Origin of the sequence: Brevundimonas goettingensis, from assembly GCF_017487405.1 — a bacterium.
Lineage (GTDB): Bacteria > Pseudomonadota > Alphaproteobacteria > Caulobacterales > Caulobacteraceae > Brevundimonas > Brevundimonas goettingensis.
Genome location: NZ_CP062222.1, coordinates 152,934 through 178,373, shown reverse-complemented (window position 1 = coordinate 178,373; position 25,440 = coordinate 152,934). Strand labels below are relative to the sequence as shown.

At 68.1% G+C, this 25,440-nt stretch carries 29 protein-coding genes; 14 read left to right on the top strand and 15 right to left on the bottom strand.

Going from position 1 to position 25,440, the window contains the following annotated elements:
• Nucleotides 1-32: 32 nt before the first annotated feature.
• The 3 genes from proB to IFJ75_RS00880 are packed head-to-tail and all read left to right on the top strand — an operon-like array spanning nt 33 to nt 3,453.
• Nucleotides 33-1,166: a glutamate 5-kinase gene (gene proB / locus IFJ75_RS00890; RefSeq protein ID WP_207870703.1), complete on the top strand. Its 1,134-nt coding sequence runs from the start codon at nt 33-35 to the stop codon at nt 1,164-1,166.
• Entirely contained in the window at nt 1,163-2,449 is a 1,287-nt protein-coding gene (locus IFJ75_RS00885; protein WP_225896929.1) for a glutamate-5-semialdehyde dehydrogenase, read from the top strand. Before proB ends, IFJ75_RS00885 begins: the two co-directional genes overlap by 4 nt.
• A gap of 41 nt (nt 2,450-2,490) precedes the next feature.
• The gene (locus IFJ75_RS00880; RefSeq protein ID WP_207870702.1) at nt 2,491-3,453 is read left to right on the top strand and encodes a DMT family transporter; all 963 of its coding nucleotides are present in this window, start codon (nt 2,491-2,493) and stop codon (nt 3,451-3,453) included.
• A 28-nt stretch (nt 3,454-3,481) separates the two neighbouring features.
• Here the strand turns inward: IFJ75_RS00880 and IFJ75_RS00875 are convergent, their stop codons facing one another.
• From IFJ75_RS00875 to IFJ75_RS00865, 3 genes are all read right to left on the bottom strand, one after another.
• Nucleotides 3,482-3,685: a cold-shock protein gene (locus tag IFJ75_RS00875; RefSeq protein ID WP_207870701.1), complete on the bottom strand. Its 204-nt coding sequence runs from the start codon at nt 3,683-3,685 to the stop codon at nt 3,482-3,484.
• 205 nt (nt 3,686-3,890) lie between these two features.
• Nucleotides 3,891-4,712 (bottom strand): extensin-like domain-containing protein, encoded by an 822-nt coding sequence (locus tag IFJ75_RS00870; protein ID WP_207870700.1) that lies wholly within the window; start codon nt 4,710-4,712, stop codon nt 3,891-3,893.
• A gap of 76 nt (nt 4,713-4,788) precedes the next feature.
• Nucleotides 4,789-5,946, bottom strand: a complete 1,158-nt coding sequence (locus IFJ75_RS00865) for a serine hydrolase domain-containing protein (protein ID WP_207870699.1) — start codon at nt 5,944-5,946, stop codon at nt 4,789-4,791.
• Nucleotides 5,947-6,070: 124 nt separating this feature from the next.
• Between IFJ75_RS00865 and ppk2 the strand changes: the two genes are divergently transcribed.
• Together ppk2 and IFJ75_RS00855 are read left to right on the top strand one after the other, a co-directional pair.
• Nucleotides 6,071-6,817, top strand: coding sequence for a polyphosphate kinase 2 (gene ppk2, locus IFJ75_RS00860; RefSeq protein ID WP_207870698.1), 747 nt, complete (start codon nt 6,071-6,073; stop codon nt 6,815-6,817).
• 133 nt (nt 6,818-6,950) lie between these two features.
• Nucleotides 6,951-7,649 carry a Crp/Fnr family transcriptional regulator gene (locus IFJ75_RS00855; protein WP_207870697.1) on the top strand — a complete coding sequence of 233 codons (699 nt, stop codon included), beginning with the start codon at nt 6,951-6,953 and terminating at the stop codon, nt 7,647-7,649.
• A gap of 13 nt (nt 7,650-7,662) precedes the next feature.
• On the opposite strand, the gene ypfJ is transcribed toward IFJ75_RS00855, so the two are convergent.
• Nucleotides 7,663-8,526, bottom strand: coding sequence for a KPN_02809 family neutral zinc metallopeptidase (gene ypfJ, locus IFJ75_RS00850; RefSeq protein WP_207870696.1), 864 nt, complete (start codon nt 8,524-8,526; stop codon nt 7,663-7,665).
• A gap of 72 nt (nt 8,527-8,598) precedes the next feature.
• Nucleotides 8,599-8,985: a hypothetical protein gene (locus IFJ75_RS00845; RefSeq protein ID WP_207870695.1), complete on the bottom strand. Its 387-nt coding sequence runs from the start codon at nt 8,983-8,985 to the stop codon at nt 8,599-8,601.
• 97 nt (nt 8,986-9,082) lie between these two features.
• On the opposite strand from IFJ75_RS00845, the gene IFJ75_RS00840 reads away from it, so the two are divergent.
• On the top strand, nt 9,083-9,259 hold the full coding sequence (locus tag IFJ75_RS00840; RefSeq protein WP_207870694.1) for a hypothetical protein: 177 nt from the start codon (nt 9,083-9,085) through the stop codon (nt 9,257-9,259).
• A gap of 395 nt (nt 9,260-9,654) precedes the next feature.
• Nucleotides 9,655-10,227, top strand: coding sequence for an EF-hand domain-containing protein (locus tag IFJ75_RS00835; RefSeq protein WP_207870693.1), 573 nt, complete (start codon nt 9,655-9,657; stop codon nt 10,225-10,227).
• A gap of 42 nt (nt 10,228-10,269) precedes the next feature.
• On the opposite strand, the gene IFJ75_RS00830 is transcribed toward IFJ75_RS00835, so the two are convergent.
• On the bottom strand, nt 10,270-10,923 hold the full coding sequence (locus IFJ75_RS00830) for a class I SAM-dependent methyltransferase (RefSeq protein WP_207870692.1): 654 nt from the start codon (nt 10,921-10,923) through the stop codon (nt 10,270-10,272).
• Between the two features lie 103 nt (nt 10,924-11,026).
• Between IFJ75_RS00830 and IFJ75_RS00825 the strand changes: the two genes are divergently transcribed.
• Together IFJ75_RS00825 and map are read left to right on the top strand one after the other, a co-directional pair.
• Entirely contained in the window at nt 11,027-11,230 is a 204-nt protein-coding gene (locus IFJ75_RS00825; protein WP_207870691.1) for a TA system antitoxin ParD family protein, read from the top strand.
• Nucleotides 11,227-11,994, top strand: coding sequence for a type I methionyl aminopeptidase (gene map / locus IFJ75_RS00820; RefSeq protein ID WP_207870690.1), 768 nt, complete (start codon nt 11,227-11,229; stop codon nt 11,992-11,994). Before IFJ75_RS00825 ends, map begins: the two co-directional genes overlap by 4 nt.
• Before the next feature lie 9 nt (nt 11,995-12,003).
• Here map and IFJ75_RS00815 read toward each other — a convergent pair whose 3' ends face one another.
• The gene (locus IFJ75_RS00815) at nt 12,004-12,999 is read right to left on the bottom strand and encodes a polysaccharide deacetylase family protein (RefSeq protein ID WP_207870689.1); all 996 of its coding nucleotides are present in this window, start codon (nt 12,997-12,999) and stop codon (nt 12,004-12,006) included.
• Complete coding sequence (locus IFJ75_RS00810) at nt 12,996-13,988, bottom strand: fatty acid desaturase family protein (RefSeq protein WP_207870688.1); 993 nt, start codon at nt 13,986-13,988, stop codon at nt 12,996-12,998. Before IFJ75_RS00810 ends, IFJ75_RS00815 begins: the two co-directional genes overlap by 4 nt.
• 190 nt (nt 13,989-14,178) lie before the next feature.
• On the opposite strand from IFJ75_RS00810, the gene IFJ75_RS00805 reads away from it, so the two are divergent.
• From IFJ75_RS00805 to IFJ75_RS00795, 3 genes are read left to right on the top strand one after another with little or no spacing between them, the layout of a single operon-like run.
• A complete protein-coding gene (locus IFJ75_RS00805) occupies nt 14,179-14,583 on the top strand; it encodes a hypothetical protein (protein WP_207870687.1) in 405 nt (134 codons plus the stop codon).
• Complete coding sequence (locus IFJ75_RS00800; RefSeq protein WP_207870686.1) at nt 14,580-14,777, top strand: helix-turn-helix transcriptional regulator; 198 nt, start codon at nt 14,580-14,582, stop codon at nt 14,775-14,777. The genes IFJ75_RS00805 and IFJ75_RS00800 overlap by 4 nt, the downstream gene beginning before the upstream one ends.
• A 33-nt stretch (nt 14,778-14,810) precedes the next feature.
• Nucleotides 14,811-15,749, top strand: coding sequence for an alpha/beta fold hydrolase (locus IFJ75_RS00795; RefSeq protein ID WP_207870685.1), 939 nt, complete (start codon nt 14,811-14,813; stop codon nt 15,747-15,749).
• Between the two features lie 3 nt (nt 15,750-15,752).
• On the opposite strand, the gene IFJ75_RS00790 is transcribed toward IFJ75_RS00795, so the two are convergent.
• The 4 genes from IFJ75_RS00790 to IFJ75_RS00775 form a co-directional block, all read right to left on the bottom strand.
• Entirely contained in the window at nt 15,753-16,544 is a 792-nt protein-coding gene (locus IFJ75_RS00790) for a polysaccharide deacetylase family protein (RefSeq protein WP_207870684.1), read from the bottom strand.
• Between the two features lie 8 nt (nt 16,545-16,552).
• Complete coding sequence (locus IFJ75_RS00785; RefSeq protein WP_207870683.1) at nt 16,553-17,392, bottom strand: DUF3298 and DUF4163 domain-containing protein; 840 nt, start codon at nt 17,390-17,392, stop codon at nt 16,553-16,555.
• Between the two features lie 11 nt (nt 17,393-17,403).
• A complete protein-coding gene (locus tag IFJ75_RS00780) occupies nt 17,404-18,426 on the bottom strand; it encodes a UbiA family prenyltransferase (RefSeq protein ID WP_207870682.1) in 1,023 nt (340 codons plus the stop codon).
• Between the two features lie 72 nt (nt 18,427-18,498).
• The gene (locus IFJ75_RS00775) at nt 18,499-18,897 is read right to left on the bottom strand and encodes a hypothetical protein (protein ID WP_207870681.1); all 399 of its coding nucleotides are present in this window, start codon (nt 18,895-18,897) and stop codon (nt 18,499-18,501) included.
• 281 nt (nt 18,898-19,178) lie between these two features.
• Between IFJ75_RS00775 and IFJ75_RS00770 the strand changes: the two genes are divergently transcribed.
• Nucleotides 19,179-20,291: an NADH:flavin oxidoreductase/NADH oxidase gene (locus IFJ75_RS00770; protein WP_207870680.1), complete on the top strand. Its 1,113-nt coding sequence runs from the start codon at nt 19,179-19,181 to the stop codon at nt 20,289-20,291.
• 3 nt (nt 20,292-20,294) lie between these two features.
• Here IFJ75_RS00770 and IFJ75_RS00765 read toward each other — a convergent pair whose 3' ends face one another.
• The gene (locus IFJ75_RS00765; protein WP_225896928.1) at nt 20,295-20,702 is read right to left on the bottom strand and encodes a hypothetical protein; all 408 of its coding nucleotides are present in this window, start codon (nt 20,700-20,702) and stop codon (nt 20,295-20,297) included.
• A 78-nt stretch (nt 20,703-20,780) separates the two neighbouring features.
• Between IFJ75_RS00765 and IFJ75_RS00760 the strand changes: the two genes are divergently transcribed.
• On the top strand, nt 20,781-21,971 hold the full coding sequence (locus IFJ75_RS00760) for a serine hydrolase domain-containing protein (protein ID WP_207870679.1): 1,191 nt from the start codon (nt 20,781-20,783) through the stop codon (nt 21,969-21,971).
• A 265-nt stretch (nt 21,972-22,236) separates the two neighbouring features.
• On the opposite strand, the gene rpsD is transcribed toward IFJ75_RS00760, so the two are convergent.
• Entirely contained in the window at nt 22,237-22,854 is a 618-nt protein-coding gene (rpsD, locus tag IFJ75_RS00755; RefSeq protein ID WP_207870678.1) for a 30S ribosomal protein S4, read from the bottom strand.
• Nucleotides 22,855-23,030: 176 nt separating this feature from the next.
• Entirely contained in the window at nt 23,031-25,400 is a 2,370-nt protein-coding gene (locus tag IFJ75_RS00750; RefSeq protein WP_207870677.1) for a bifunctional diguanylate cyclase/phosphodiesterase, read from the bottom strand.
• Between the last annotated feature and the right edge of the window lie 40 nt (nt 25,401-25,440).

Sequence of the window (25,440 nt, the reverse complement as noted above, 5' to 3'; positions counted from 1 at the left end):
TCCGCGCGAAATCCTGACGTAATGGTCCCGCCGTGTTCCAGATCCCCGCCTCCCCTCGCCCCATCAATCGCGTCGTGATCAAGATCGGCTCATCGCTGGTCGTGGATGCGAAGACGCGCGCCCCGGCGGCGGCCTGGCTCAAGGCCTTGGCCGAGGACATCGCGGACTGGCGCCGGCACGGGCGGGAGGTGATCGTGGTCTCCTCCGGCGCCGTGGCTCTGGGGCGCGGGCGGTTCGGGCTGGAGAAGAACGCCCGGCTGGACGAGAAACAGGCCGCCGCCGCCGTCGGCCAGCCCCTGCTGATGCAGGCCTGGGAGGCGGCGCTGAGCGAGCAGGCCCTGGTGCCCGCTCAGGTCCTTCTGACCCGCGAGGACACCGAACGCCGCCGTCGCTGGCTGAACGGGCGCGCCACGCTGGAGGCCCTGCTCAAACTCGGCGCCGTGCCCGTGGTCAACGAGAACGACACGGTCGCGACGGAGGAAATCCGCTATGGCGACAATGACCGGCTGGCGGCGCGGACGGCCCAGCTGGCGCGGGCCGACCTGCTGATCCTGCTGTCCGATGTCGACGGCCTTTACACCGCCGATCCGAGGAAGAATCCGGACGCCGAGCATCTGCCGGTGGTGGAGGCCCTGACGCCCGACATCCTCGCCGCCGCCGGGGGCGCAAACGCCGAGGCCGACGTCGGCACGGGCGGGATGGCGACCAAGCTGGAAGCCGCCCGCATCGCCCGTTCGGCGGGCTGCGTCACCCTGATCGTTTCGGGACTGGAGCCGCATCCGCTGAAGGCGCTGGACGACGGCGCGCGCCACACGATGATCACCGCCCCGGCCACGCCCATCGCGGCCTACAAGTCGTGGATCGCGGGGAGCCTCGAGCCGGCGGGGTCGCTGGTCGTCGACGACGGGGCCGCGACCGCTCTGGCGGGCGGACGCAGCCTGCTGGCCTCGGGGGTCAAGCGGGTCGAGGGCCGGTTCGACCGGGGTGACTGCGTCCGCATCGTGCGGATGGAGGGCGGGGCGCTGGGCGTCGGTCTGGCCGCCTACGCCGCCGACGAGATGGAGAAGATCCGGGGCAGGCACTCGGGCGAAATCGAGGGGCTGGTCGGCTATAAGGGCCCCGGCGTCGCCATCCACCGCGACGATCTGGTGCTGGACCCCGCATGACCGCTCAACCCGTCTCCGAGTTCGAGGATGTCGCCGCCCTGATGGCCGACATGGGCCGCCGCGCGCGCGCCGCCGCCGACGCCGTGCGTCTGGCCGGCCCGGAGATCCGCAGCGCCGCCCTGAGCGCCATTGCAGCTGCGATCCGCGACGGCGCCGACGCCATTCTGGCCGCCAATGCCGTCGACATCACCCGGGCTCGCGCGAATGGTCTGTCAGAGGCACTGATCGACCGGCTGGCCCTGACGCCGGCCCGGGTCGCGGCCATCGCCGGGGCCGTGGACGAGATCGCCGCCTTCCCCGATCCGCTGGGCGTCGAGACCGAGCGCTGGACCCGGCCCAACGGGCTGGACATCGCCCGCGTCCGCACGCCTCTGGGCGTCCTGGCCATCATCTATGAGAGCCGGCCCAACGTCACCGCAGACGCCGCCGCCCTGTGCATCCGCTCGGGCAATGTCGCCATCCTGCGCTGCGGTTCGGACTGTCTGGACAGTTCGCTGGCTGTCCATGCAGCGGTGGTCGAGGGGCTGGTCGCCGCCGGCCTGCCCGCCGATGCGGTGCAGCTGGTCCCCACGCCCGACCGCGCCGCCGTCGGCGCCCTGCTGACCGGACTGGACGGCAATGTCGACCTGCTGATCCCGCGCGGCGGCAAGAGCCTTGTCGCCCGGGTCCAGTCCGAGGCGCGTGTGCCCGTGCTCGGCCATCTGGAGGGGCTGAACCACACCTATCTGCACGCCGCCGCCGATCTCGACATGGCGCGCGACATCGTGGTCAACGCCAAGATGCGCCGCGTGTCCGTGTGCGGATCGACCGAGACCCTGCTGATCGACGCCGAGGCCGCCGGCCGCCTGCTGCCCCCGGTCGCCGAGGCCCTGATCGACGCCGGCTGCGAGCTGCGCGGCGACGCGCGGGCGCAGGCGCTGGTCCCGGCCATGAGCGCCGCCGCCGAGGCCGACTGGACCACCGAATATCTGGCGCCGATCCTCGCCGTTCGGATCGTGGATGGTCTGGACGCCGCCGTGGAGCACATCCGCACCCACGGCTCGGGCCACACCGAGGCGATCATCACCGACGATGCGGAGGCCGCAGCCGCCTTCCTGAACGCCGTCGACAGTGCCATCGTGCTGTGGAACACCTCGACCCAGTTCGCCGACGGCGGGGAGTTCGGCTTCGGCGGAGAGATCGGCATCTCGACCTCGCGCCTGCACGCGCGCGGCCCGGTCGGGGCGGAGCAGCTGACCAGCTACAAATACGTCGTGCGCGGAACCGGCCAGATCAGACCCTGAGAGGGTTCACCGGAGCCGCGTGAGGGTCTAATCCCGGCGACATGACCTGCTCCGCCTCCCCGGACGCCTCAAAGCTAGCGACCTCGCGGGCCTTCGCCCTGATCGTCCTGATGCTGGCGGCGGCGGTGCTGGGGCTCGCGCCCGTGCTGGTGCGGCTGACCGAGACGGGTCCGGCGTCGGCGGGCTTCTGGCGGCTGGTGTTCGCCCTGCCCCTGCTGCTGGCCTTCGTCGGACGGCCCGCCTCGATGGGCGGCGCCGGTATCGGCCGGCCCGGCAAATGGATGGCCCTCGCCGGGATGTTCTTCGCCCTGGACATGAGCTTCTGGCACTATGGCCTGTACCTGACCTCGGTCGCCAACGCCACGGTGCTGTGCAACCTGACGCCCGTGATCGTGACCCTGTTCGCCTGGGTGGTGCTGAGACAACGCCCCCGTAGCCTGTTCCTCGTAGCGCTGGCGCTGTCGATGGTCGGGGCCGCCGCCATGGCGCTCGGGGCCAACCACTCGGGCGGGGCGGATCGCTCCCTGCTGGGCGACGCCCTCTCCCTGTCGGTGACGCTCTGGTACGCCGCCTATTTCCTGACCATCCAGGCGGCGCGCAAGACCGCCTCGGCTCAACGGGTCATGCTGTGGTCCACGGCCGTGGGCGCGCCCCTGATGCTGCTGGCGGCCCTGATCATGGGCGAGCAGATCGTCCCGACCGGTCCGGCGGGCTGGGTCGCCTGTATTGGCCTGGGCCTCGTGCATGTCGCGGGTCAGGGCGGCGTGGCCTGGGCGCTGGGCAAGCTGCCCGCCACCATCACCGCCGTGACCATCCTGGTTCAGCCCGTAGTCGCGGGTCTGGTCAGCTGGTGGGTGTTCGGCGAGACCCTGACGCCGGTTCAGGCCCTGGGCGGCACCCTCGTTCTGGCCGCCATCGTCCTGGCCCAGTGGTCCACGCGCAAAAGCGAGTCCCAAACGAAAACGGGCGTGGGGTCCGAGGATCCCACGCCCGCCAATCTCTAAAGTCCCCCTCCTTTGGGAGGGAGCCAGATCAGAGAAGCTTCAGGTTGACCGCCGAGGTCTTGCCGCGCTGGGATTCCAGCTCGTATTCGACCTTCGCGTTCTCATCCAGGCCAGCGAGGCCCGCCTTCTGAACGGCGGTGATGTGCACGAACACATCGGCGCCGCCGCTTTCCGGCTGGATGAAGCCGAAGCCTTTCGTGGGGTTGAACCACTTGACCGTACCGGTCGCCATATCTGCGCTCTCCATAAACGCGCTTTCCAGGCAGGCTCTCACGTGGAGAAACCCGTCAGTCCATCTGGACGGCTCGTTCAGGCGAAGGAGCGAGACATGGGTTTGGACCCCACGCACAAAATCCGGACTGCGCAGACGTTCTCTCGCGTCTGTCCACAGCGGTCAACCGGATTCGATTCGCGCTGAAAGGGAGGTTTCGTCGCGCTCAAGGCTGCTGAGCGCCCTGAGCCGCCTGTGGCCCGGCCCGGGTTTGGGGCGAAGGGCCGAGGGCGCAAAGGCTGCGGGGCGCGCCGTCCAGATGCAAATGGTTCGCGTGCTCCTTGTTGTAGTCGGGGGTCAGAACCGTCGAAAAGACGCGGCAGGCGCCGTCCCTGAGGCGCTTCAGGAAGACCGAACCCTCTGCTCCTCTGGGTCCCGTCCCGTTCCAGTCGTCCAGCACCGAAATCTTGCGCCCGTCGGCCAGGGTGACGCCGCCGACGTCCAGGGCATTAGCGCGCGCGTGCTCGCTGGGCCGGTCGTTGATCTGGGTCGAGCCATAGATGCGGCGGCAGGAGTAGGTTCCGAAGTCGTCGACAGATTTCACTGACGAACCAAAGACTTCACGCGCCGCCGGCTGCAGGATCTGGCGGTCCCAGATGACGTAGCGCACCGCCAGTGGGCACTGCATGACGACGTCGTTCGGGGCGAGAGGCGTCACCGCCCCGCCGGTGATCCGCACCGCTCCCTGCACCCGGCAGAAGCCGCCGTCGTCGCGGTCGGGCACGCGTTCGACCTCCACACCGGCCGCGCGCAGGGTCTGGATACAAGCCTCGGTGGCGCCCTGGACCTGTTCGGCGGGGGCGGCGAAGGGCAGTTCGAAATCGGCGACCTTGGCGCTGGTCGCCTGACCGACCGGATGGTTCAGATCCAGCGGCTTCCACGGCAGGTCCTGGGGCGGGACAAAGGCGTTCATCAGGGCGAAGCCGGCGCAGGCGGCCAGCCCCAGTTCCCACAACAAATTCCAGAAATCGGCGAAGTCGCGCTTCATGCCGCCTCAGCATTGACCCTTGGATGATCTACGGCAACGCTCGGAACGCTATCCGGTCGCACGTCTGCGTTAACACTTATGAGGCCGCCGTCCGTTCCCGGATCAGTCTCTGGATCAGGGGTACGGCTGTCGCGCGGCCCTGAATGCCGCCGTTGGACAGGACGATGAAGCCCAACCCCTTGGCCGGAGCGGCCACTGCGATCGCGTGCCACAGGGTGTTTGACCCCTCGTGGGCAATGGTGACCGTGTCCCCGGCCCAGCTCTCGGGCCGCGCGATCCAGCCCATGGCGTAGGTGTCGCCCGGCAGGGGCGTGGTCAGGACGCCGATCCGCTCGGGCCTCAGCCAGCCTTCCGGCGCGCCGCCGATCATGGCGCGGATCCAGGTCGCATAGTCGGCCAGGGTCATATGGGCCGTCGCCGCCGGGCCGTAGAGGGCGGGGTTGTCCGCCGCCCCGGCGGGGTCCATCGGGATTTTCGTCCCGTCCGGGGCGACGCGGTGCCCCCAGACATTGGCGCCGCCCTTGGCATCCGTCGCAGGCGCGCCGAAGCCGGCCGTGGTCAGGCCCAGAGGCTGGAAGATCTCCGAGCCCATCATCTCTTCCCAGGGCTTGCCGCTGATCCGCTCGATGGCGGCGCCGACCAGCACATAGTTGATGTTGGCATAGGCGAAGGCGCCCTTCGTCCCAGCGGGCGGCCGCGACAGGGCCCCGTCCACCACCGCGGCCCGCTGCTCCATGACCGGGCGGGGATCGGCGCGGGCGACATTGGGCGAGGCCATGGCCGCATCGGTCAGCCCGGCCTTGTGCCGCATCAGATCATCGAGGGTGACGTCGGCGAAGGCGGGGTCCAGCGCCGCCCCGGGGAAGGCCTCCGACAGGGGCATGGCCCATTTCGCCCGCCCCTGATCGACGAGCCGGGCGAAAACGGCGGCGGTCATGGCCTTGGTGTTCGAGCCCAGGTGCCAGCGATCGTCCAGGGTCGCCTTGTCGGTCCCGCCCGCCTGACGCACGCCGCGTACGCCCGACCATTCCAGCCCCTCGCGCGTCACGATCCCGGCGGCGATCGCAGGCGGCCCTCCGGCGAGGGCGGCGGCCATGTCGAGCGCGGCGTCCGGCCCCGTCGCGGCCGAACCGGCGGGGCGGATGCTCAGGTCCTGAGCGAAGGCGGCGTTGGCGGCCAGACCGGAGACGGCGAGCGCGCCAGTCATCAGGGCGCGGCGGTCGATGGGAATCATGCACGGTCTCCGGTGAGGTTTGACCAGAGTGAAGCAGAACCGCGCCACACGCGACCCCGCTTGCGGTCGCATGCTTGCGGTCCCCATGCTTGCGGTCCGGGGCGCCGAAGCCCACTCTCAACCCATGAGCAAGAAAGACGATTACGAGCGCGAGCTCGAGAAGCTGCAGATCGAACTGGTCGACACCCAGGCCTGGGCCATCGAGAAGGGTCTGAAGATCCTCATCGTCTTCGAGGGCCGCGACAGCGCCGGCAAGGACGGGGCGATCAAGCGGATCACCGAATACGCCTCGCCGCGCCAGACCCGTGTCGTCGCCCTGCCCAAGCCGACCGAGCGCGAGACCGGCCAATGGTATTTCCAGCGCTACGTCAGCCACCTGCCGGCCGCGGGCGAGATCGTGATCCTCAACCGCTCCTGGTACAATCGCGGCGGGGTCGAGCCGGTGATGGGCTTCTGCACGCCCCAGCAGCACGAGCAGTTCCTGAAGGACGCGCCGCGCTTCGAGCGGCTGCTGGCCGACGCCGGGACCCTGATCATCAAGCTGTGGCTCGACATCTCCAAGGAGGAGCAGGCCAAACGGCTGGAAGAGCGGATCGAGGACCCGCTCAAGAAGTTCAAGGTCTCGTCTCTGGACGGCGAGGCCCAGGCCCGCTGGGACGCCTATAGCGCCGCCCGCGACCGGATGCTGGACGAAACCCATTCCGGCCACGCGCCCTGGACCGTCATCGCCACCGACGACAAGAAAACGGCCCGGATCAACATCCTGCGCCACATCCTTCAGCGCATCGACCGGCCGGGGTCAAAGTCCCACAAGCCCGATGCCGATATCGTCTTCGACGCCGACAAGTGTCGGGACCGATTGGCGAAATAGAACCGCACGAAAACTCGTACGGAACTGCACATAACATTGCTCGTTTGAGTTGCCGTCAGGGCCAGCGCAATCAGTGCGGCTGAAAGTCGGTTTCCGACGGACGGCGTGCGCCGCTTTCCCCTATCCGGCGACAATGCTGACCGCAACGCTGCACAATTCCCTTATTCAGAACCTGCCTCCCGAGGACCGTGCGGCTCTGATAGCCGCCTCCGTGCCCGTCGATTTCAAGGTCGGCCATGTCTTCCTGGAAGCGGGCGACCAGATCGAGCACGTGCATTTCCTGAACAGCGGGATCATTTCCGCAGTCGCGGCGATGAAGGACGGCCGCACCGTCGAGGTGTTCATGGTCGGTCGGGAGGGCGTGACCCATCCTTCGGCGACCGGGCCCGCGCCGGTCCGCAGCTATTCGCGCCACGTGGCCCAGGCCGAAGGCCAGTCGCGGCGGATCGAGGTGTCCAAGCTGCGCGAACTGATGAATGAGCGTCATGGGCTGCGCGCCGTGATCGCCGGCTATGCCTCGGGCCTGCAGGCGGAGCTGGAACAGTCCGGCACCTGCAACGCCCTGCACCGGGCCGACCAGCGCTTCGCCAAATGGCTGCTGCGCTGCCACGACCGGATCGACGGCGAGACCCTGCACCTGACCCAGGAATATCTGGGCAGCATGCTCGGCGCCCAGCGTACGACGGTGAACGAGGCGGCCCAGACGCTGCAGAAGGCGGGCGCGATCAACTACTCCCGCGGAAAGATCACCATCACCAATCGCGCCGCGCTCGAGCGCATGGCCTGCGAATGTTACAACGCCGGCGGAGGGGAATCGGCGGCCCGAGCCTAGAGCCTGCTCGGCGTCAGCTCATGCCCGGCAGGCCGGAAAAGGTGTCGCAGGACGACGGATCGCCGCTCTCATAGCCGCGCCTGAGCCACTGCACCCTCTGGGCCGAGGAGCCGTGGGTGAAGCTGTCGGGCGCGACCTCGCGCCCCGCCTTGCGCTGCAGGGTGTCGTCGCCGATGGCGCTGGCGGTCTTCAGCCCCTCTTCCAGATCGGCGCCGTCGACGGCGACCTGACCGTTGGAGGCGCCCGCGGCGTTCTTCGCCCAGACCCCGGCGTAACAGTCGGCCTGAAGCTCCAGCGCGACCGAATAACGATTGGCCGCCGCCCCGCCCCCGGCGCGTTGCTCCTGGGCCTGGACCTGATCGGAGACACCCGTCAGGTTCTGGACGTGGTGGCCGTACTCGTGGGCCAGGACATAGGCGCGAGCGAACTCGGCGCCGGACGCGCCCAGCTGGGTCTCCATCTCCTGCCAGAAGCCGAGGTCAAGATAGACCTTGTTGTCCGACGGACAGTAGAAGGGGCCCATCGCCGACTGGCCGAAGCCACAGCCGGTCGGCGTCCCCTGTTCGTAGAGAACGACCGTCGGCGAGTCGTAGCCGCGGATGCGCGACTTCCAGACGTCGTCGATATTGGTCCCGATCACATTGACGAACTTGCCGGCCTCATCGGTGGGCGAGCCCACCTGACCCTGCTGTTCGGCCTGACCGCCCGCGCCGAGCGCGCCCGCGACCTGCTGGGTGGTGGAGGGGTCGATGCCAAAAACGAAATAGCCGATCAGCCCCAGAACCGCGACGCCGATGCCGCCGCCGGTCAGTGCGCCGCCCCCCATGCCGCGCCGGTCCTCGACGTTGCCGCCTTCACGTCCGCCTTGCCACCGCATCGTCGACCCTCCCGGAGTTCTGTTCACGCTAGCGCCGACCCCTGCCGGAGGAAAGCGCCGCAAACGAACGCCCTACTGCGGCGGACGATCCAGCCAGTTGTCGATCTGGCCGACGCCCTGGGCCGTGGCCTGTCGCCGGGCGGTCGCGGCCTCACGCGCGGCTCGTTCCTGTTCGGGCGATCGCAGGGCCGGGATGGGGACATCCGGCGTCGGAGCGGGAATGCGCCGGGACTGTAGCTCCATCAGGGTCAGCCGGGTCTGCAACTGCTGCTGACGCGCCAGGGCCTCGGCGGCCTCGGCCTGCTGGCGCTGGAGTTCTATAGCGTAGCGCTGGGTCTCCAGACTGCTCGCGCCCGCAGATCCGAGGGGCGTCCAGGACCTGACCTGCGCGCCGGCGGACGAGACCGAAACGGCCAGAACGACAGGGATGAGAAGCCAGGTCTTCATGGCCTCGAACATGGGCGTGTTTCCATCCGTCACCAAGCGTGACCGGAACGCCCGGGCCGCGAGAGGGTTACCGTCAGCGACGAACGTCACCGTCTTTTCGAGGACTCCCATGACCGCCATGACCCCTTCCGACCCCGGCTACGGCCGCGATCAGGCGCTGGAGAAGGCGCGCGGGACCGGCCGTCCGGCCGACGCCGATCTGGAACCCCATACCCTGGACGTCGATCCCAATCCGGATCGCCACATCCACTTCTCGCCCGGACCGGACGACGAGCCGGCCGTTTGATCTTCATCCTTCGGCAACACCTGGGGCGACTTTCGGGCGGCAAATGCGCCCGGATGTTTCGACGCTGAAACATCTCAATCTTTTCAATGTTTTCGCCACGATCGCGGAAGGGCTTTTGCATGCCTTCGGGACGCCGGGACGGGGCCTGAGAGGGCTTCGGGACACCGGCGTTTCCTCTCAAGGAGCCGAAGATGCAGATTTCCTCATCGTCTGCGGCGAGTTCGAGCACGGCCCTCCAGGCCCTGCGCGATCTGTTCCAGACGAGTTCCACCGGGTCGACCGGGCAATCCATGCCCAGCTTCGCCTCGGAAACCGGCGGAAATTCCCCGCCGTCGGGCCCGCCTCCGGGCCCTCCCCCCGCCTCGATGAACGGCGGAGGTTTCAGCGCTGACACAATGTCCGCGCTGCTGGGCAGCCAGGAGAGCTCCGGCTCGTCGGGCTCCAGCTCCAGCTTCTCTTCCAAGGTCATCGACGCCGCCGACACCAACGGCGACGGCACGGTGAGCCTGGAAGAGCTGGCGGCTTCGCTCAGCGCCGACGCCTCTTCCCTGACGGACGCCTTCAATGCGATGGATACGGACGGCGACGGCCAGATCACCTCGACCGAACTGGACGCGGGCTTCAAGGCCAAGGGTCCGCCGCACGGGGCTCCGCCCGGGCCGCCTCCCGGTCAATCCGCCTCCGCTTCGGACACGGCCTCAATGCTGCTGTCCGCCGCCGATGCGGACGACACCGGATCGCTGAGCCTGTCGGAGATCAATACGATCCTCGGCAAGGACAGCGACGACACCAGCCTGACCAGCGCCTTCTCGGCGCTCGACACGAATGGCGACGGCTCCCTGGCGTCGGACGAGCTGACGTCGGGGATCAAGGCCCTGTTCGAGAAGTCACTGGCCGCCTATGCGGCCAACGCCAACTCGGCGACCGACAGCGCGACCAGCACGACCCCGGTCTCGCTCGCCGCCTGATGAGTTTCGGCCGCGCCTCGAACGGGCGCGGCCGTTCACTCTCTAGGGCATGGCCCAGACGCTGGACCGCTTGATCTCGAAATCCTCGAGCTCGCGCGTCGTCGGCACCCGGTATTCGGCGAGGAACTCCAGCCCTTCCTTCGGGAAATAGGTCCGGTGCGGGTCGCCGATCAGGACGCGCGACCCGTTCGCGCGCGCTTTCGCCAGCCAGGCCAGGACCCGTTCCGTCATCGGCTTTTCGTAGCAGACGTCGCCGGCGCAGATGACGTCGGCTCCGGGCGGCGGTCCATCCAGCAGATCGACGTCGGTGAAGTTCAGGGCGACCCCGTTGGCCCGGGCGTTCAGCCTGACCGCCGCGCCACAGAAGGGGTCGATGTCGGCGCATAGCACCTCGGCGGCGCCTGCCTGCATCGCCGCTACGCCGACCAGCCCCGAACCGGTGGCGAAGTCGACCACACGCTTGCCCGCCACCTCGGCCGGGTTGTCGAGGATCCAGCGCGCCAGTCCCTGCCCGCCCGACCAGGCGAAGGCCCAGAACGGCGGCGGCAGGCCGATCTCGCCCAGCTCCTCCTCGGTCATACGCCAGATCGGGGTGATCTCATCCGCCAGCCACAGGGAAATCTCCGGCGTGTGCGGCACGATCTGCAGCCGGGTGTTGGCCAGGATGAAGGCCTCGGGATCGGTGATGCGGGTCATCGCCCGCCTTGTCGCGGCTTTCCCCGGCGAGGGGAAGCCCTTGCCGCGCGCCGTCGCAATCTATATGAAACATATACGTATCGTATAGCCGAAAGACACCCCATTGGGCATCGTCAACATCGAGGATGAGCTGCACGAGCAGCTGCGCCGCGCCGCCAGGGCCGCCTGCCGCTCGACCAATGGCCAGGCCGCCTTCTGGATCAAGATCGGCATGCTGTGCGAGCTCAACCCCGGCCTGACCTTCCAAGAGTTGGTCGCGCGCGAGCTGAAGGCGGCGGGCGTCGAACCGACCGCCGAAGCGGCATGACCAAGACCCCGGCCGAGGTCGAGCTGATGGCCGAGGCGGGCGCCCTGCTCGCCTCCGTCTTCGCGTATCTGGACGAACAGCCGCTGGCGGGCATGAGTACGCTTCAGGTCAATGATCTGGTCGAGGCCTTCATCGTCGACAAGCTGCGCGCCCGCCCGGCGTCCAAGGGCCAGTACGGTTTCGCCTTCGCGCTGAACAGCTCGCGCAATGCGGTCGTCTGCCATGGCGTGCCGTCGCCGGACGACATCCTGAAGGACGGCGACATCGTCAATTTCGACATCACGCTGGAGAAACACGGCTTCATCGCCGACTCGTCCAAGACCTATCTGATCGGGAACGTCGCCGCCCCGGCGCGCAAACTGGTCAAGGCCACCTATGAGGCCATGTGGAAGGGCATCTGGGCGGTCCGGCCCGGCGCGACGCTGGGCGACATCGGCTTCGCCATCGAACAGCACGCCAAACGCCACGGCTATTCGGTCGTGCGCGATTTCTGCGGCCACGGCATCGGGCGCGAGATGCACGAGGCGCCGCAGGTGCTGCATTTCGGCCGGCCGGGCCACGGCATGACCCTGCGCGAAGGCATGGTCTTCACCATCGAGCCCATGCTCAACCAGGGCCGCCGCACGATCCGCACCGAGGACGACGGCTGGACCGTGGTCACCACCGACGGCAAGCTTTCCGCCCAGTTCGAGCATACGGTCGCGGTGACGAAGGACGGGGTGCGGGTCCTGACCCTGCGCGCCGAGGAGCGGGCGGCGGCCTGAACCCGCCCGTCAGGCCGTCGGCGCGAGGCATGGCGTCCCCGCCGCCTCGCCATAGGCAACCACCCAGGCCGGCGGTTCCGCCTCCTCCGCCCCGTTGACGCGTACGCCCAGTTCACGCGCCCAGCGATACCCCCACATCGGTCCGAATCGGGTCGCATAGGTCGCCGGCCGGCCATAGGCGGGATCGCTCTGCGCCTGGCTCAAGGAGACGAACCGGTATCCACGCGCGGCATACAGGCCCAGCAGTCGATCAAGCGTGTCGACGTTGATCCGGTTGACGTGAAGCAGGGCCACTTCAGCCGGCGCCCGCCCCAAGACCCTGACGTTCAGACCGGCGTAGTAGTCGATCTCCACGGCGCTGTAGGCGACGTAGGCGTCAGCGATACGGGCGGCGCAGACTCCATCCCCCTGCCCGAGCGCGCGCTGATAGGCCGCCTCGAACACATAGTCGGAGGTGTCGATGGTCGAGGCCGCGAGCGCATAGCCATGGCGCGCCGCCAGGGCTTCGACGCCCTCGCGCTTTTCGGCGGTGTCGCCGGTGTGGTTCATGGGCATTCGCAGGTAGCGCAGCGGCTTTCCGACGCGCGCCATCACCGGCCGGATCGAGGCCTCGCCGCGAACGATCTCCGCTTCGATCTCGTCGAGAGACAGCCGGTTGGAATCGGCGTGGCTCCAGGTGTGGTTGCCCAGCTCGAACCCCTCCCGGGTCCAGCCGTCGAGCACGGCGTCGCTATCCCCGGCGGAGAGGGCTCGCAGCGTCTTCTCCACGACGAAGCCCATCGCCGGGGCCCGGTGCGCGCGCAGGCCGTCGAGCAGTTTCGCATTCAGGGCTGCGACCTCGACCGAACTCAAGCCGGGGCCGGGGCCGGGGCCGGGGCCGCTCGCCACCTCTCCGGCATAGGGAAGGTCGTCGAAGGTCAGGGCGACCGTTCGCTCCGTCTGGGCGGCGACCGGCGCGGCCGAGGCTAGCAGCCAGAGACCACAGACGAGACCGGCAACCCTCAATCGACCGCCTCGCGCGACGCTGCCCGGCGGAGCACGGTCAGATAGCCCGGCGCCACCTCCATCCCCCTTGCCTGCGGACGCTTGCCGATCTCGCGGTGCAGGTGGGGCAGGCTCCAGCACGGGACGTGCATGAACAGGTGATGCTCGGCGTGGAAATTGACCCAGTAGGGGGCGATGAAGGCGCGCTCCCACCAGCTGGCGCGGGTGGTCCGGGCGGCGCGGTAGGGGTCTGTCGCCGAGCCCTCGACGCAGGCGTGCTCGGCAATGTTCCTCAACCGCGTCACGAGCGAGAACCAGGTCGCCATCGGCAGCAGCCACAGGGCGAACCACGCCCACCAGACCCCCGCCGCGACGAAGCCGGCCAGCATCGCCAGGTTCACCAGCAGGAACGGCAGGACGGATCGGCCCGTGACGATGGAATCATAATCATGCGCCGCATCCTTGTTCGGGCTACCGCGCGTCGGGCTACTTGAGCCCGCAGCCTCGGCCTTCGCCTTCCGCGCCATGGCGATGGGCAGCAGCACCCGCTGCTTGAAGAAGGTCTGGCCGGTCAGGTCGCGGAACATCTTCCGCCGCAGAGACGCCGGCGTCACCGGAAACGGCGCCGACAGCATCAGATCCGGGTCCTCAGGCTGTTGGGCGAAGCGGTGGTGCGACAGATGGTAGGGCCGGTAGGCGTTCAGCGACGCCCCGATCGGCACGGCGCACAGCCAGTGCCCGAACCAGTCGTTGAGCTTCAGATCCTTGGCCAACGCCCCGTGCGCCGCCTCATGCATCAGGATGGCCAGACCCAGCTGGCGCGTGCCGATGATCATGACGCAGACCGGGATCAGCACGGGCCAGACCACGCCAGCGACGACGGCCAGGGCGATGACGCCCCAGGCATGGGCGACCAGCAGCGGCCCCTTCCAGACCGAGCGCGACTGAAACGGCGCCCACTCCTGCGGCGTGAAAAGATCCGACGGCGAGACGCGGGGTGCGGCTGACATGGCTTCAGGATAGCGCCGCGAAGGGGCTGGGACCAGCGCACCGCGGGTCAGCCACCGAGCGCGCGACGTTCCCGACCGGGTGATCTCCACCGGCCGGTTGTGGTCGTCAGGGCAGCCTGACGAAAAGTCATGTTGACCTTACATAAGCACCATGTCATGTTCTCCTGACATCAAGTCAGGAGAACGCGTCATGCTGATGAGCTGGAACAACGGCACGCCCGCCGGTCGGCGCTATTTTGTCCGGACCATGGCTTTCATGATCCCCTATGCCCTGGTCAACGTCGCCGCCATCTTCGGCGCCTTCGACGAGATCATCGGCAAGCCCGCCGCCTGGGTGCTGGCCTTCGCTGTCGCCGCCCCCATGGTCGGCCAGATCTGGGCCACGCTCAGCCTGATCCGCGATTCCGACGAGTTCGTGCGCGCCCTGACCGCCAAACAGTTCATCGTCTCGGCCGGGCTGGCCATGGCGGTGGCCAGCCTCTGGGGCTTCGGCGAGAGCTATGCGGGCGCCTATCACCTGCCGGCCTGGCTGATCTATCCGCTGTTCTGGTTCTTCTGGGGCGTCAGCGCGCCCTTCATCCGGACCTCGAAATGAAGAACCGGCTCAAGCTTCTGCGCGTCGCGCGCGGCTGGACCCAGGAACAGCTGGGTCAGGAGCTCGGGGTCTCGCGTCAGGCCGTCAACGCGCTCGAGACCGAGAAACACGACCCCTCACTCGACCTCGCCTACCGGATCGCCGTCCTGTTCGCCCGGCCGGTCGAGGATATCTTCGAAAACCCGCACGGCTGAGGCCGGCGGACTAACCCAACCACGGAGACTGACATGTTCTTCCTGCATAATCGCGGGGGCGTGAACCTGCGCGCCATCGCCGTCGCCTCGGCCGCCGCCCTCATCATCGGCTGCGGGATCGCCGCCGGCCACGCGCTCGCCGCTGAGCCTGCCGCTGCACAATCAGCCCCCTTCACTTCCGACCGGCTGTCGGTCGAGGTGATCGGATCGGGCCCCGACGTCATCCTGATCCCCGGCCTCGCCTCCTCGCGCGAGGTCTGGCGGCCGCTGGCGACACGGCTCTCGGCGACCCACCGGGTGCATCTGGTCCAGCTGTCCGGCTTCGCGGGCCAGGCCTGGAGCCACGGCGACGGCGCCTTCGTCGCGCCGGAAGTCGAGGAACTGGCCCGCTATATCCGCGCCGCCCGCCTCGACCGCCCCGCCGTCATCGGCCATTCCATGGGCGGCCTGTCGGGCCTGCTGTTGGCCCAAGCCCATCCCGAGCTGGTCGGGCGGCTGATGAGCGTGGACTCCCTGCCCTTCTTCAGCGCCATGTACGGGCCGCAGGTCACTGCCGCACAGGCCCGTCCCTTCGCCGATCAGGCCGCCGCCGGCATCCTGTCGGTCGACGAGGCGACCTTCCGCACCCAGCAGGTCCAGACGGCCGCCGGCCTCGTTCGTGATCCCGCGACGCGCGCCCTCGTCGTCGACTGGTCCATGGCCAGCGACCGCCACGCCCTGGCTGCGGCGATGAAGGACGTCATGACCACCGACGCCCGGCCGGGTCTGGCCGCCATGACCACGCCGGTCACCGCCCTCTATGCCTCCGACGCCGACGGCGGCGCCCCGGCCGCCATGGCCGACGGCCTGTGGACGCACGAATACGCCGCCCTGCCGGGCGTGAAGCTGATCCGCGTGGACGGCAGCCGCCACTTCATCATGACCGACCAGCCCGTACGCTTCGACGCGCTGGTGGACGAGTTCCTGAAATAGGCCTCAGGGGCGGCGCGGGTTCTCGCTGAACTGGTCGGCGTATGCGTCGGCCAGCAAGGGCCTCAGCGCCGCCGTCGGCACGAAGATGCGGAAGGCGCCAGCCGCATAGCCACCGCCCTGTCCCTGCGCCAGCAGATAGACAACCCCGGCCGCCTTCTGCCCGTACGCGGCAGGCGCCAGAACGAAGGAAAGCTCAGCCTCACCCCACCCGCAGTTGAAATGAGCGAACTCGGCAAGAGACTCGCCGCGCATATAGGCGTCCCGGCGTTGGTATTCTGAAAGCAGCCGACGACATAGCAGCTCACGCAAGGCCTCTCCGGAGCCGGGACGGAACAAGGCCTCTTGAGCGATTTTGCGTCCCTGCACCCGGTCCCAGAAGACCGAGTGGCTCCAGTGATTGGGGTGGTTTCCGCCCTGATACTGGCTTTCATAGCCTTCGACACTGGCCAGACGAGGGGTTTCGCCGGCCATGGCCCAGCTGACGCCCATGTCGAACGGAGCCCTGTCCGTCATCTCGCCTTCACGCCGTTCGGTGATCGATTCTGCGCCAAAGCGCTTCAGCCGGGCGATGGCGTCGCTCTTCAGATCATCGTGGAGGGTTGGATAGCGTTGGATCGCCGGGTCAATCCACAGACCGAGCTCGACCTGATCCATCTTCGTCCTGAAAACGACGGGAGGGAGCGGCCAGGGCTCTTGAGCATCGGAGACCACGTTCCCTTCCGGGACCGGCGTCTGATGACACCCCACCGCCAAAAGCGCCACGGCCAGCAGCGCCCACCCCCTGCGCATCTGCATCAGCGTCCTCAGTTCGCCTTGGGCATCACCGGAGAACCGGCGAACTCGTCGGCATAGGCGGGGGCCAGCAGGCTGCGGATCGCGGCCTGGGGCAGCGGGACCTGATAGGCCCCCTCAGCGTAGGGGCCGACCTGATAGGGGCCGACGAGGAAGACGAGGCCGCCCGCCTTGCCCGGCTCGGTGCCGGGGGCCAGGACCACCGGGGTGTCGGCGGCGTGCGGGCAGCTCCAGCCCGAAGCGTCCTTGGGGTTCAGGCTGACGGTCTCGGCCTGCGGGTCGCGCTTCTTCTTCTCGGCGTTGACGGCGGCGCACAGCAGGTTGTCGAGGGATGACAGGGCCACGCCCGGCTTGAGCAGGCCCGATACCGCGACCGGCCGCTTCATCGCCTTGTCCCACAGCACGCCCGTATAGGCCGTATTGCCGTGCGCCCCGCCGGTGAACTCATAGTCCGAACGGGCCAGGCTGAAGAGCTTGCCGGTCTCGACCGGAGTGTCGAAGGTGATCAGGGATTCGTAGGCGGGCATGCCCTGATCGCCGCCGGCCTCGGTGCGGTCGGCCTGGGCGCCCTCGACGAAGGCCTTCAGATCCTTGACCGAGTCCGCATAGAGCCGGACGTGCAGATCGGGCTGGGTCTGCACCGCCTGCGGGAGCTTCAGCTCGACCGTGGCGTAGGGCGTCTCGGACTTGTAGCCGAAGGGCGCCCCGGCCGTGGCCGGGGTCTCGGCGACGGTGGCCGCCGGGACCGGCGCGGGCGCGGCGGGCTTGTCCTTATCGCGGTTGCAGGCCGACAGGGTCGCTGCGGTCGCGGCGGTCAACAGCAGGGCCTTGATCATCCGGGCGGAGGTCATGCGGGGGCTCCTCAGGCGAAATGGACGGTGCCGAGCGCGATGGCGCCCAGCAGGATGAAGCCGGCTTCCCGGTTCGACTTGAACAGTTTGAGCGCAAGCGTGGCGTTGTCGAGGCGAAGGCTGCGGACCTGCCAGACGAGGTGGCCCGCGTAGATCAGGACGGCGGCATAGAAGAGCGGCCCCAGACCCGCCGCCCAGCCGGCGGCGAGTGCGCCCGCGACCGTCAGGCCATAGAAGATCGCCACCCCGCGCCCGGCCGCCGAACCCAGCCGCCGCGCCGATGACTTCACCCCGACCATGGCGTCGTCCTCGATGTCCTGAAGCGCATAGATGGTGTCATAGCCCAGGGTCCAGAACACGCCCCCGGCATAGAGGAGGAGGGCCGGCAAGGCGTCCTGAAGGCCCCAGACGGGCTCAAGCGCGTCGGGGGCCGCCCCTGTCTCGACAGCGGCTCTGGCGACGAAGCTCGCGGCCGCGACGGTCACCGCTGCGGCGAACCCCATCAGGGCGCCCCAGTTGAAGGTCAGGCCCAGCCAGGCCTGGGGCCACCAGGTGATCCGCTTCATGAAGGGATAGGCCGCGACCAGCGCCAGTGACCCGACGCCCAGCAGGATGGCGGGCAGGTTCAGGGTCAGCAGGATCAGCAGGCTGATCAGGCTGCAGCCGATGACGAAGGCCCAGGCCTGCTTCACCGAGATCCGGCCCGAGGGGATGGGACGGAGCGCGGTGCGCGAGACCTTTGCGTCGATGTCGCGGTCGACGATGTCATTGAAGGCGCAGCCCGCCGCCCGCATCAGACAGGCGCCGAGGCCGAAGCCGACGAACAGCCAGAGCGCATACAGACCCGGGGTCTCGCCGTAGCGGGCATGGGCCAGGGCGATCCCCTGCCAGCCGGGCAGCAGCAGCAGCCAGATGCCGATGGGGCGATCGAAACGCCCGAGCTTCAGCCAGGGCTTCAGGGCCTCCGGCGCATGGGCGTCGACCCAGTTGCGGCTTGCATCGGGAAGGGGCGCATCAGGCAGGGCGGAGGACATGCCGTCTTCTAGCGCCTTCGGGGGCGGGCCGAGAAGGGCGGACGCGGCGGCGCCCGCCCCTTTTTCCGAGCCTTAGGGCAGTCGGATCGGGTTGGTCACACTGACCGACGCGCCGGGCTGGAGGCCCAGTTCTTCGTAGGTCCAGCGCAGTTCGACGCCTTCGGGCACGAGGGCCTTGCAGACGTCCGGCGACCGGCGCGTCAGCGTCAGCCGGGTCGGGCCGTCGCCTTCGGAAACCTCGACCGCGAAGGACGAGGCCTCGGTGCAGCCGTTGGATTCGGCCCGGACGACCAGGGCGCCCGGCTCGAAACGGACCGCGCGCAGCACTTCGGAATCGTCGCTCCAGGCGGTGGTGGTGTGCGAGCCGAGGCGGACCGAGACATTGTCCTCGCCGCTGCCATCATAGATGACGCAGGCGCCCAGCAGCGGCGTGATCGCCGCCGCCAGAAGCAGGCCTTTGACGGCGCGCATTACTGGCCTTCGGCCGGGGCGGTCTGCACGACGCGGGTCGTCGGCTTGTCCGTGGCGATGATGATGCAGCCCGACAGCAGCGGGGCGGCGATGGCGATGGCGAGGGCGAGACGAAGCATTGGCGGAGATCCCCGTGGGTTGAAGCTTGTGACGCTTGATCACCCGACGACGTTCAAAACACACGTGAATAATCGGAAAGGCTTTTCCACCCTGACGCGCGCCCCTTGATCCGATCCGCAACCGGCATAGCTACTGAGCCTCCTCCCCCAAGGACGCCTTTCATGAGCCTGCTTTTTTCGCCCCTCGCCGTCGGCCCCCTGACGCTGAAGAACCGCATCATCATCGCCCCGATGTGCCAGTACTCCGCCGTCAACGGCGTGCCCCAGCCCTGGCACGCCCAGCATCTGGGCAAGCTGGCCCTGTCGGGCGCGTCGCTGGTGATCGTGGAGGCGACGGGGGTCGTACCCGAGGCCCGTATCTCCTGGGCAGATACGGGCCTGTGGAATGACGAACAAGAGGCCGGCTTCGCGACCCTGATCCAGCAGATCCGCACCTATTCCGACACCCCGATCGGCATCCAGCTGGCCCATGCCGGGCGCAAGGCCTCGACCAATCCGCCGTGGATCGAGCGCGGCGGCCCCGCCGGCCCCGACAAGGCCTGGCAGACCTTTTCCGCCTCCGCCGAGCCCTTCCGCGACGACTGGCACACGCCCGAGGCGCTCGACGAGGCGGGCATGCAGCGTGTCGTCGACGGCTTCGTCCAGGCGACTGGGCGGGCTCAGCGCGCCGGCTTCGATGCGGTCGAACTGCACGCCGCCCACGGTTATCTGCTGACCCAGTTCCTGTCGCCGCTGTCGAACCACCGCACCGACGACTACGGCGGTTCGCTGGAGAACCGGATGCGCTTCCCCTTGCGGGTCGCCGCCGCCCTGCGCGACGCCTGGCCGCGCACGCGCGTTCTCGGCGCCCGCCTGAACGGTTCGGACTGGACCGAGGGCGGCATCAGCCCGGACGAGGCCGTCGCCTTCAGCCGGGCCCTGCACGATCTCGGCTACGACTATCTGCACCTGACCAGCGGCGGCAATGTCGCGACGGCGAAGATCCCCGGCGACCAGCCCGGCTATCAGGTTCCGTTCGCCGAGGCGGTGAAGGCCGGGATCCCCGAGGCCAATGTCATAGCCGTCGGCATGATCTATGACGCCCATCAGGCCGAGCAGATCGTGGCGTCCGGTCAGGCGGACGCCGTGGCCATCGCCCGGGCGGTGCTCGACGATCCGAACTGGCCGCACCACGCGGCCTCGGCGCTCGGCCAGCCCGAGGGCCTGCCGGACCAGTATGCGCGGGCGACCGACAGCACATGGCCGGGCTATGGCCGGGTCCACGCCCCGGCCTAGACGTCAGGTCTGGGGCAACTGGTAGGGGTTGTTGACCGACACCCGCGCCCCGGGCTTGAGGCCGAGCTCTTCGAACGACCATTTGATCTCCACCCCCTCGTCCTCGGGGGTGGTGCAGCGGTCCTCGGAAATCCGGCGCAGGGTGATGATCGAGGCATCACCGTGGAAGGAGACGATCGGCTGCAGGTCGTCCTTCTTGGTGCAGCCGTTGGAGCTGACCCAGAAGACGGCGGTGTTGTTGAGCAGGGCGGCGGCGTGGATCGGCTCCAGCACCCCCGGCATGGGCGGCGGCAGCTCGGCCTGATCGGCCTGACCCAGACCCAGGCGCGAGGTCACAGAGGCGCACCCCGACAGGGCGGTCAGCGCCACCCCGGCCATGCCACAAAGAATTAATGCGCGGACGGGCGCCATGCCCCTTCCCCTCAACAGCCTGAGCCGCATTATGCGCTTAATTCGCACCTGAAAGCACCCGAAAAGCGAGCTGCCCCCATGTTGCGCATGATCTCGCCGACGACGTCCCTGGCCGCCGCCGCCACGCTCGGTCTGCTGGCCCTTGCGGGGCCGGCCCCGGCACAAACCGCCCCCCTTCCCTCACCGGCCGCCGTCGACGAAGAGGTCCAGCGGTTGATGGGCCTGACCCATTCGAAAGGTCTGGCCCTGGCGGTCATCGACGACGGTAAGGTGAGCCTGGTCCAGGCCTGGGGCGACCGAAACGCCAGGGGCGAACCGCTTGAGACCGACACCGTGATGTACGGCGCCTCCCTGACCAAGGCGGTCTTCGCCTGGACCGTGATGCAGTTGGTCGACGAGGGAAAGATCGACCTCGACACACCCATCGCCGACTATCTACCCAAACCCCTGCCCGAGTACTGGAGCGAGGATCTCGCCGACCGCTACGCAGACTATCGCGGTCTGGCCGACGACCCGCGCTGGCGGACCATCACCCCGCGCATCCTGCTGACCCATTCGGCGGGCTTCTCCAACTTCGGCTTCCTGGAGCCGGACGGAAAGCTGAAGATCCATTTCGATCCGGGCAGCCGCTACGCCTATTCCGGCGACGGACTGATCCTGCTGCAGTTCGTGCTCGAACAGGGTCTGGGCCTGGACATCGGGGCCGAGATGCAGCGCCGGGTCTTCGACCGTTTCGGCATGCCCAGGACCGGGATGATGTGGCGGCCCGACTTCGCGGCCAATCTGGCTGACGGCTGGGAGGCGGACGGCTCGGTCGAGCCGCATGACGAACGCTCGAAGACCCGCGCCGCCGGGTCTATGGACACGACCATCGCAGACCTTGCGAAATTCGTCGCCGCCTATGTCCGCCGGGATGGCCTGACCCCGGCTTTGGCCGCCGAACTGGTCCGCCCCCAAGTTTCAATCAGAACTGCGACCCAGTTCCCCAGCTTTCAGGAAGAAATGCCGCCGGCCGATCAGCATCACGGCCTGTCCGCAGGCCTCGGCGTCGTGACCTTCACGGGACCTCAGGGACCGGGTTTCTTCAAGGGCGGGCACAATGACTCGACCGGCAATACCTGGGTCTGCATCGAGGCGAGCCGCCGCTGCGTCCTGATCCTGTCCAACGATGTGCGCTCGGAAGCCGCCTTCCCCACACTGGTGCGCTTCATCCTCGGCGAGACGGGCGTGCCGTATGCGTGGGAATACGGCCCCCAGCCGGCGCTCTAACCGCGACTACTTCAGGACTGCAGCGGTCACGCCCATCCAGATCAGGAGGGAGAAGCCCGCCATTGCTGCATAGGCCGCAAGGGCCCGGCGCGTGCCCGGGTGTTTATGGCGTGTCGGGGCGTCCCAATCGATCATCGCTCTCTCCTGCCTGCGTGTAACGCGCGACAGGCAAAGATGTTCTCGAGGGTCCCACCAACCTCGGAGCAAAGAAAAAGGCCCCGGGTTTCCCCAGGGCCTTTCCGATCTTGCGATCCGGCAATCGAACTTACGAAGCGTAGTATTCGACGACCAGGTTCGGCTCCATCTTGACCGCGAACGGCACGTCGGCCAGTTCGGGTTGACGGACGAAGCGGACCGAGAAGCCGCGGTCGCCCTGTTCGATGTAGTCGGGGATGTCGCGTTCCGACGACTGCTGGGCTTCAAGCACCAGAGCCATGTTGCGCGAGGCTTCCTTGACGGCGACGACGTCGTCCGGCTTCACGCGGTAGGAGGCGATGTTCACCTTCTTGCCGTTGACCGTGACGTGGCCGTGGTTGACGAACTGACGGGCGGCCCAGACGGTCGGGACGAACTTGGCGCGATAGACGATCGCGTCCAGACGGGCTTCCAGCAGACCGATCAGGTTTTCCGAGGTGTTGCCCTTGCGGCGAGCAGCCTCGTCATAGGTCTTGCGGAACTGCTTTTCGGTCAGGTTGCCGTAGTAGCCCTTGAGCTTCTGCTTGGCCTTCAGCTGCAGGCCGAAGTCGGAGACCTTGGACTTGCGGCGCTGGCCGTGCTGGCCGGGGCCGTACGAACGCTTGTTGACCGGGCTCTTGGCGCGGCCCCACAGGTTTTCACCCATGGCGCGGTCGATTTTGTACTTGGCGCTGTGGCGCTTGGACATTCTATTCTCTTCAACTTGATGCGGCCCGGCCTCCCCGAAAGTGGGAAGGCGATCTCAACGGCGGTCCACGCATCGTCCGTAGTGTTCTCGCGCCTTCGACCGTGGGCCGAATGCGGGAAAGGCGGGCTTATGACGGCCCGCCCTCCTTGAGTCAATGTCCGTATGGACTTTCGGGGTCAGGCGACCTTCCGGTGCGCGTCGAAGTCGGCCTCGGCCGACAGGATGGCCTCCGGCGCCGCGACCTGTTCGGCCTCCGGCTTGGGCCGGCCCAGCAGATAGCCCTGGACCTCGCCGCAGCCCTGTTCGCGCAGGAAGCTCAGTTGGTCCATCGTTTCTACCCCTTCGGCCAGGACGGGGATCTCCAGGCTTTCGCCCAAGGCCAGGACGGCGCGGATGATGGCTTTGGACTGCGGACTGCCGTCCAGTTCGGACATGAAGGACCGGTCCAGCTTGATCTTGTCGAACGGGAAGGCGCGCAGGGTCGACAGCGACGAATAGCCGGTGCCGAAGTCGTCCATGGCCACCGAGACGCCCAGCAGCTTCAGCTGACGCAGGATGTGGGTGGTGCGGTCCAGATCGCTGATCATCGCCGTCTCGGTGATCTCCAGCTCCAGCCGCGAGGGCTTCAGGCCCGTCTCGATCAGGATCTGATGCACCAGACGCGGCAGGTCGACGTGGGCCAGCTGGATCGGCGACAGATTGACGGCGATCTTGTGCGGCTCTGACCAGGTCGCGGCCTCGCGACACGCATTGCGCAGCACCCATTCGCCGATCGGCAGGATCAGACCGGTCTCCTCGGCGAGCGGGATGAACTGGTCGGGCGGAATGAAGGAGCCGTCGGCCTGGCGCCAGCGCAACAGTACCTCATAGCCGGTGACCTTGCCGGTCTCGAGCGAGCCCTGGACCTGATAGTAGAGTTCGAACTGGTCCTGATCCAGCGCCTCGCGCAACCCTTGCGTCAGGCGGCGACGGTTGCGGACCGCCTCGTCCATCGCCTCTTCATAGAAGCAGATCGACTGGGTCAGCGACCCCTTGGCCCGATACATGGCCAGGTCGGCGTCATTGATCAGGTTGGAAATCTCGGTCGCGTCCTGGGGATAGAGGGCGATGCCGATCGCGGCGCCGCAACCGACCTCGGCACGCTCGATCTCGGTCGGGACGATGATGGCCGCGCGCAGGCGTTCGGCGGCGCGGAAGGCCCCGTCGCGGTCCACGCCCGGCACGATGACCACGAACTCGTCACCGCCTTGGCGTGCGACAAACTCGCCGTCTTCAAGCGCCCCGCGCATCTGGTCGGCGACGTGGATCAGAAGCTGATCGCCGGCGGCGTGGCCATAGAGGTCGTTGACCTCCTTGAACCGGTTCAGGTCGATGGCCAGAAGGGCCAGGCTCTCGCCCGGCTTCACGGTCGCGACGACGCGCTCCAGACGCTCCAGGAAGGAGGTGCGGTTGGGCAGGCCGGTCAGGCTGTCGTTGCGAGCCAGATGGCTGATGCGGCGCTCCTGCGCCAGCCTGGCGCGCAGGTCGCGGACGGCGAAGATAACGGCCTGGCCGCCGACGCCCGTCTCATGACGGACGGCGACCTCGACCGGGATGGCGCCCTCGGCGAAGGAGGCCAGCTGGCACTGGATCAGGGCGCCCTCGGGCATCGCGCCGGCGCATTCGATGAAGCGCTCGACCGGCTGGTCAATCAGGACATTCAGATCGAAGCCGGACAGGGTCAGGAAGGCGGTATTGGCGGCGACCACCTGGCCCTCGCGCGTCACCACCATGCCATCGACGGAGCCTTCCATCAGGTCGTGCAGGCGCGACTGCGACTGGGCGCTCATCTGGGCGTCGATCATATGGCTGGCGACGCTGATGCCCAGCACCAGGAAGGCCACGCCCGCCACGCCCAGGGCCATGATCGCCGAGGCGTCGTCGGCGGTGGTGGCCGTGTCGCGCGGAGCGAAGGGGAAGATTTCCATCGCCCCCATGCCGGTGAAGTGCAGGGCCACGATGGCCAGGACCATGACGCCGGCCCCGATCAGATGGCTCTTCACCGTGTCCTCCCGGGCCGCGAGGTGGAAGCTCAGAGCGCCCAGGCCCAGGGCCGCGATCAGGGAGGCGATCACATAGGGGGCGGACCAGACGACCAGGGCGTCGACCGCGAAGGCCGACATCCCGGTATAGTGCATGGTCGCCACCGCGCCGCCGAAAATGGCGCCGCCGACGGCCGGGGCCAGGCGGTGGTTCAGGGCGCCGAGGCCCATAGCCAGGCCGCAGCCGATCATGGCCACCAGCAGAGAGACGCCGGTCAGGACGGGGGCGTAGGTCACCGCCACGCCCGGCTGATAGGCCAGCATGGCCACGAAATGGGTGCACCAGATGGTCGCCCCGGCGGCGACCGCGCCGAGGAAGAGCCAGGCGGCCTTCTGCCCATCCAGACGGCTGCGGATGCGGTTGAACAACCGGATGCTGGTCCAGGCGCCGACGACGCAGATCGCGGCCGCCAGCAGGACGAGCAGAAGGTTATGATCCTGAACGAGGCAGGAGAGAATACGCATCGACGGCCGGGGAGAGCTGCTTCTGGACAGCGCACCCTAG

Excerpts from the sequence above, each read along its gene's own strand:
- IFJ75_RS00885 (WP_225896929.1), top strand. The coding sequence starts at position 1,163 with ATGACCGCTCAACCCGTCTCCGAGTTCGAGGATGTCGCCGCCCTGATG.
- IFJ75_RS00880 (WP_207870702.1), top strand. The coding sequence starts at position 2,491 with ATGACCTGCTCCGCCTCCCCGGACGCCTCAAAGCTAGCGACCTCGCGG.
- IFJ75_RS00875 (WP_207870701.1), bottom strand. The coding sequence starts at position 3,685 with ATGGCGACCGGTACGGTCAAGTGGTTCAACCCCACGAAAGGCTTCGGC.
- IFJ75_RS00870 (WP_207870700.1), bottom strand. The coding sequence starts at position 4,712 with ATGAAGCGCGACTTCGCCGATTTCTGGAATTTGTTGTGGGAACTGGGG.
- IFJ75_RS00865 (WP_207870699.1), bottom strand. The coding sequence starts at position 5,946 with ATGATTCCCATCGACCGCCGCGCCCTGATGACTGGCGCGCTCGCCGTC.
- ppk2 (WP_207870698.1), top strand. The coding sequence starts at position 6,071 with ATGAGCAAGAAAGACGATTACGAGCGCGAGCTCGAGAAGCTGCAGATC.
- IFJ75_RS00855 (WP_207870697.1), top strand. The coding sequence starts at position 6,951 with ATGCTGACCGCAACGCTGCACAATTCCCTTATTCAGAACCTGCCTCCC.
- ypfJ (WP_207870696.1), bottom strand. The coding sequence starts at position 8,526 with ATGCGGTGGCAAGGCGGACGTGAAGGCGGCAACGTCGAGGACCGGCGC.
- IFJ75_RS00845 (WP_207870695.1), bottom strand. The coding sequence starts at position 8,985 with ATGTTCGAGGCCATGAAGACCTGGCTTCTCATCCCTGTCGTTCTGGCC.
- IFJ75_RS00840 (WP_207870694.1), top strand. The coding sequence starts at position 9,083 with ATGACCGCCATGACCCCTTCCGACCCCGGCTACGGCCGCGATCAGGCG.
- IFJ75_RS00835 (WP_207870693.1), top strand. The coding sequence starts at position 9,655 with ATGTCCGCGCTGCTGGGCAGCCAGGAGAGCTCCGGCTCGTCGGGCTCC.
- IFJ75_RS00830 (WP_207870692.1), bottom strand. The coding sequence starts at position 10,923 with ATGACCCGCATCACCGATCCCGAGGCCTTCATCCTGGCCAACACCCGG.
- map (WP_207870690.1), top strand. The coding sequence starts at position 11,227 with ATGACCAAGACCCCGGCCGAGGTCGAGCTGATGGCCGAGGCGGGCGCC.
- IFJ75_RS00810 (WP_207870688.1), bottom strand. The coding sequence starts at position 13,988 with ATGTCAGCCGCACCCCGCGTCTCGCCGTCGGATCTTTTCACGCCGCAG.
- IFJ75_RS00805 (WP_207870687.1), top strand. The coding sequence starts at position 14,179 with ATGCTGATGAGCTGGAACAACGGCACGCCCGCCGGTCGGCGCTATTTT.
- IFJ75_RS00800 (WP_207870686.1), top strand. The coding sequence starts at position 14,580 with ATGAAGAACCGGCTCAAGCTTCTGCGCGTCGCGCGCGGCTGGACCCAG.
- IFJ75_RS00795 (WP_207870685.1), top strand. The coding sequence starts at position 14,811 with ATGTTCTTCCTGCATAATCGCGGGGGCGTGAACCTGCGCGCCATCGCC.
- IFJ75_RS00790 (WP_207870684.1), bottom strand. The coding sequence starts at position 16,544 with ATGCAGATGCGCAGGGGGTGGGCGCTGCTGGCCGTGGCGCTTTTGGCG.
- IFJ75_RS00785 (WP_207870683.1), bottom strand. The coding sequence starts at position 17,392 with ATGACCTCCGCCCGGATGATCAAGGCCCTGCTGTTGACCGCCGCGACC.
- IFJ75_RS00780 (WP_207870682.1), bottom strand. The coding sequence starts at position 18,426 with ATGTCCTCCGCCCTGCCTGATGCGCCCCTTCCCGATGCAAGCCGCAAC.
- IFJ75_RS00775 (WP_207870681.1), bottom strand. The coding sequence starts at position 18,897 with ATGCGCGCCGTCAAAGGCCTGCTTCTGGCGGCGGCGATCACGCCGCTG.
- IFJ75_RS00770 (WP_207870680.1), top strand. The coding sequence starts at position 19,179 with ATGAGCCTGCTTTTTTCGCCCCTCGCCGTCGGCCCCCTGACGCTGAAG.
- IFJ75_RS00765 (WP_225896928.1), bottom strand. The coding sequence starts at position 20,702 with ATGGCGCCCGTCCGCGCATTAATTCTTTGTGGCATGGCCGGGGTGGCG.
- IFJ75_RS00760 (WP_207870679.1), top strand. The coding sequence starts at position 20,781 with ATGTTGCGCATGATCTCGCCGACGACGTCCCTGGCCGCCGCCGCCACG.
- rpsD (WP_207870678.1), bottom strand. The coding sequence starts at position 22,854 with ATGTCCAAGCGCCACAGCGCCAAGTACAAAATCGACCGCGCCATGGGT.
- IFJ75_RS00750 (WP_207870677.1), bottom strand. The coding sequence starts at position 25,400 with ATGCGTATTCTCTCCTGCCTCGTTCAGGATCATAACCTTCTGCTCGTC.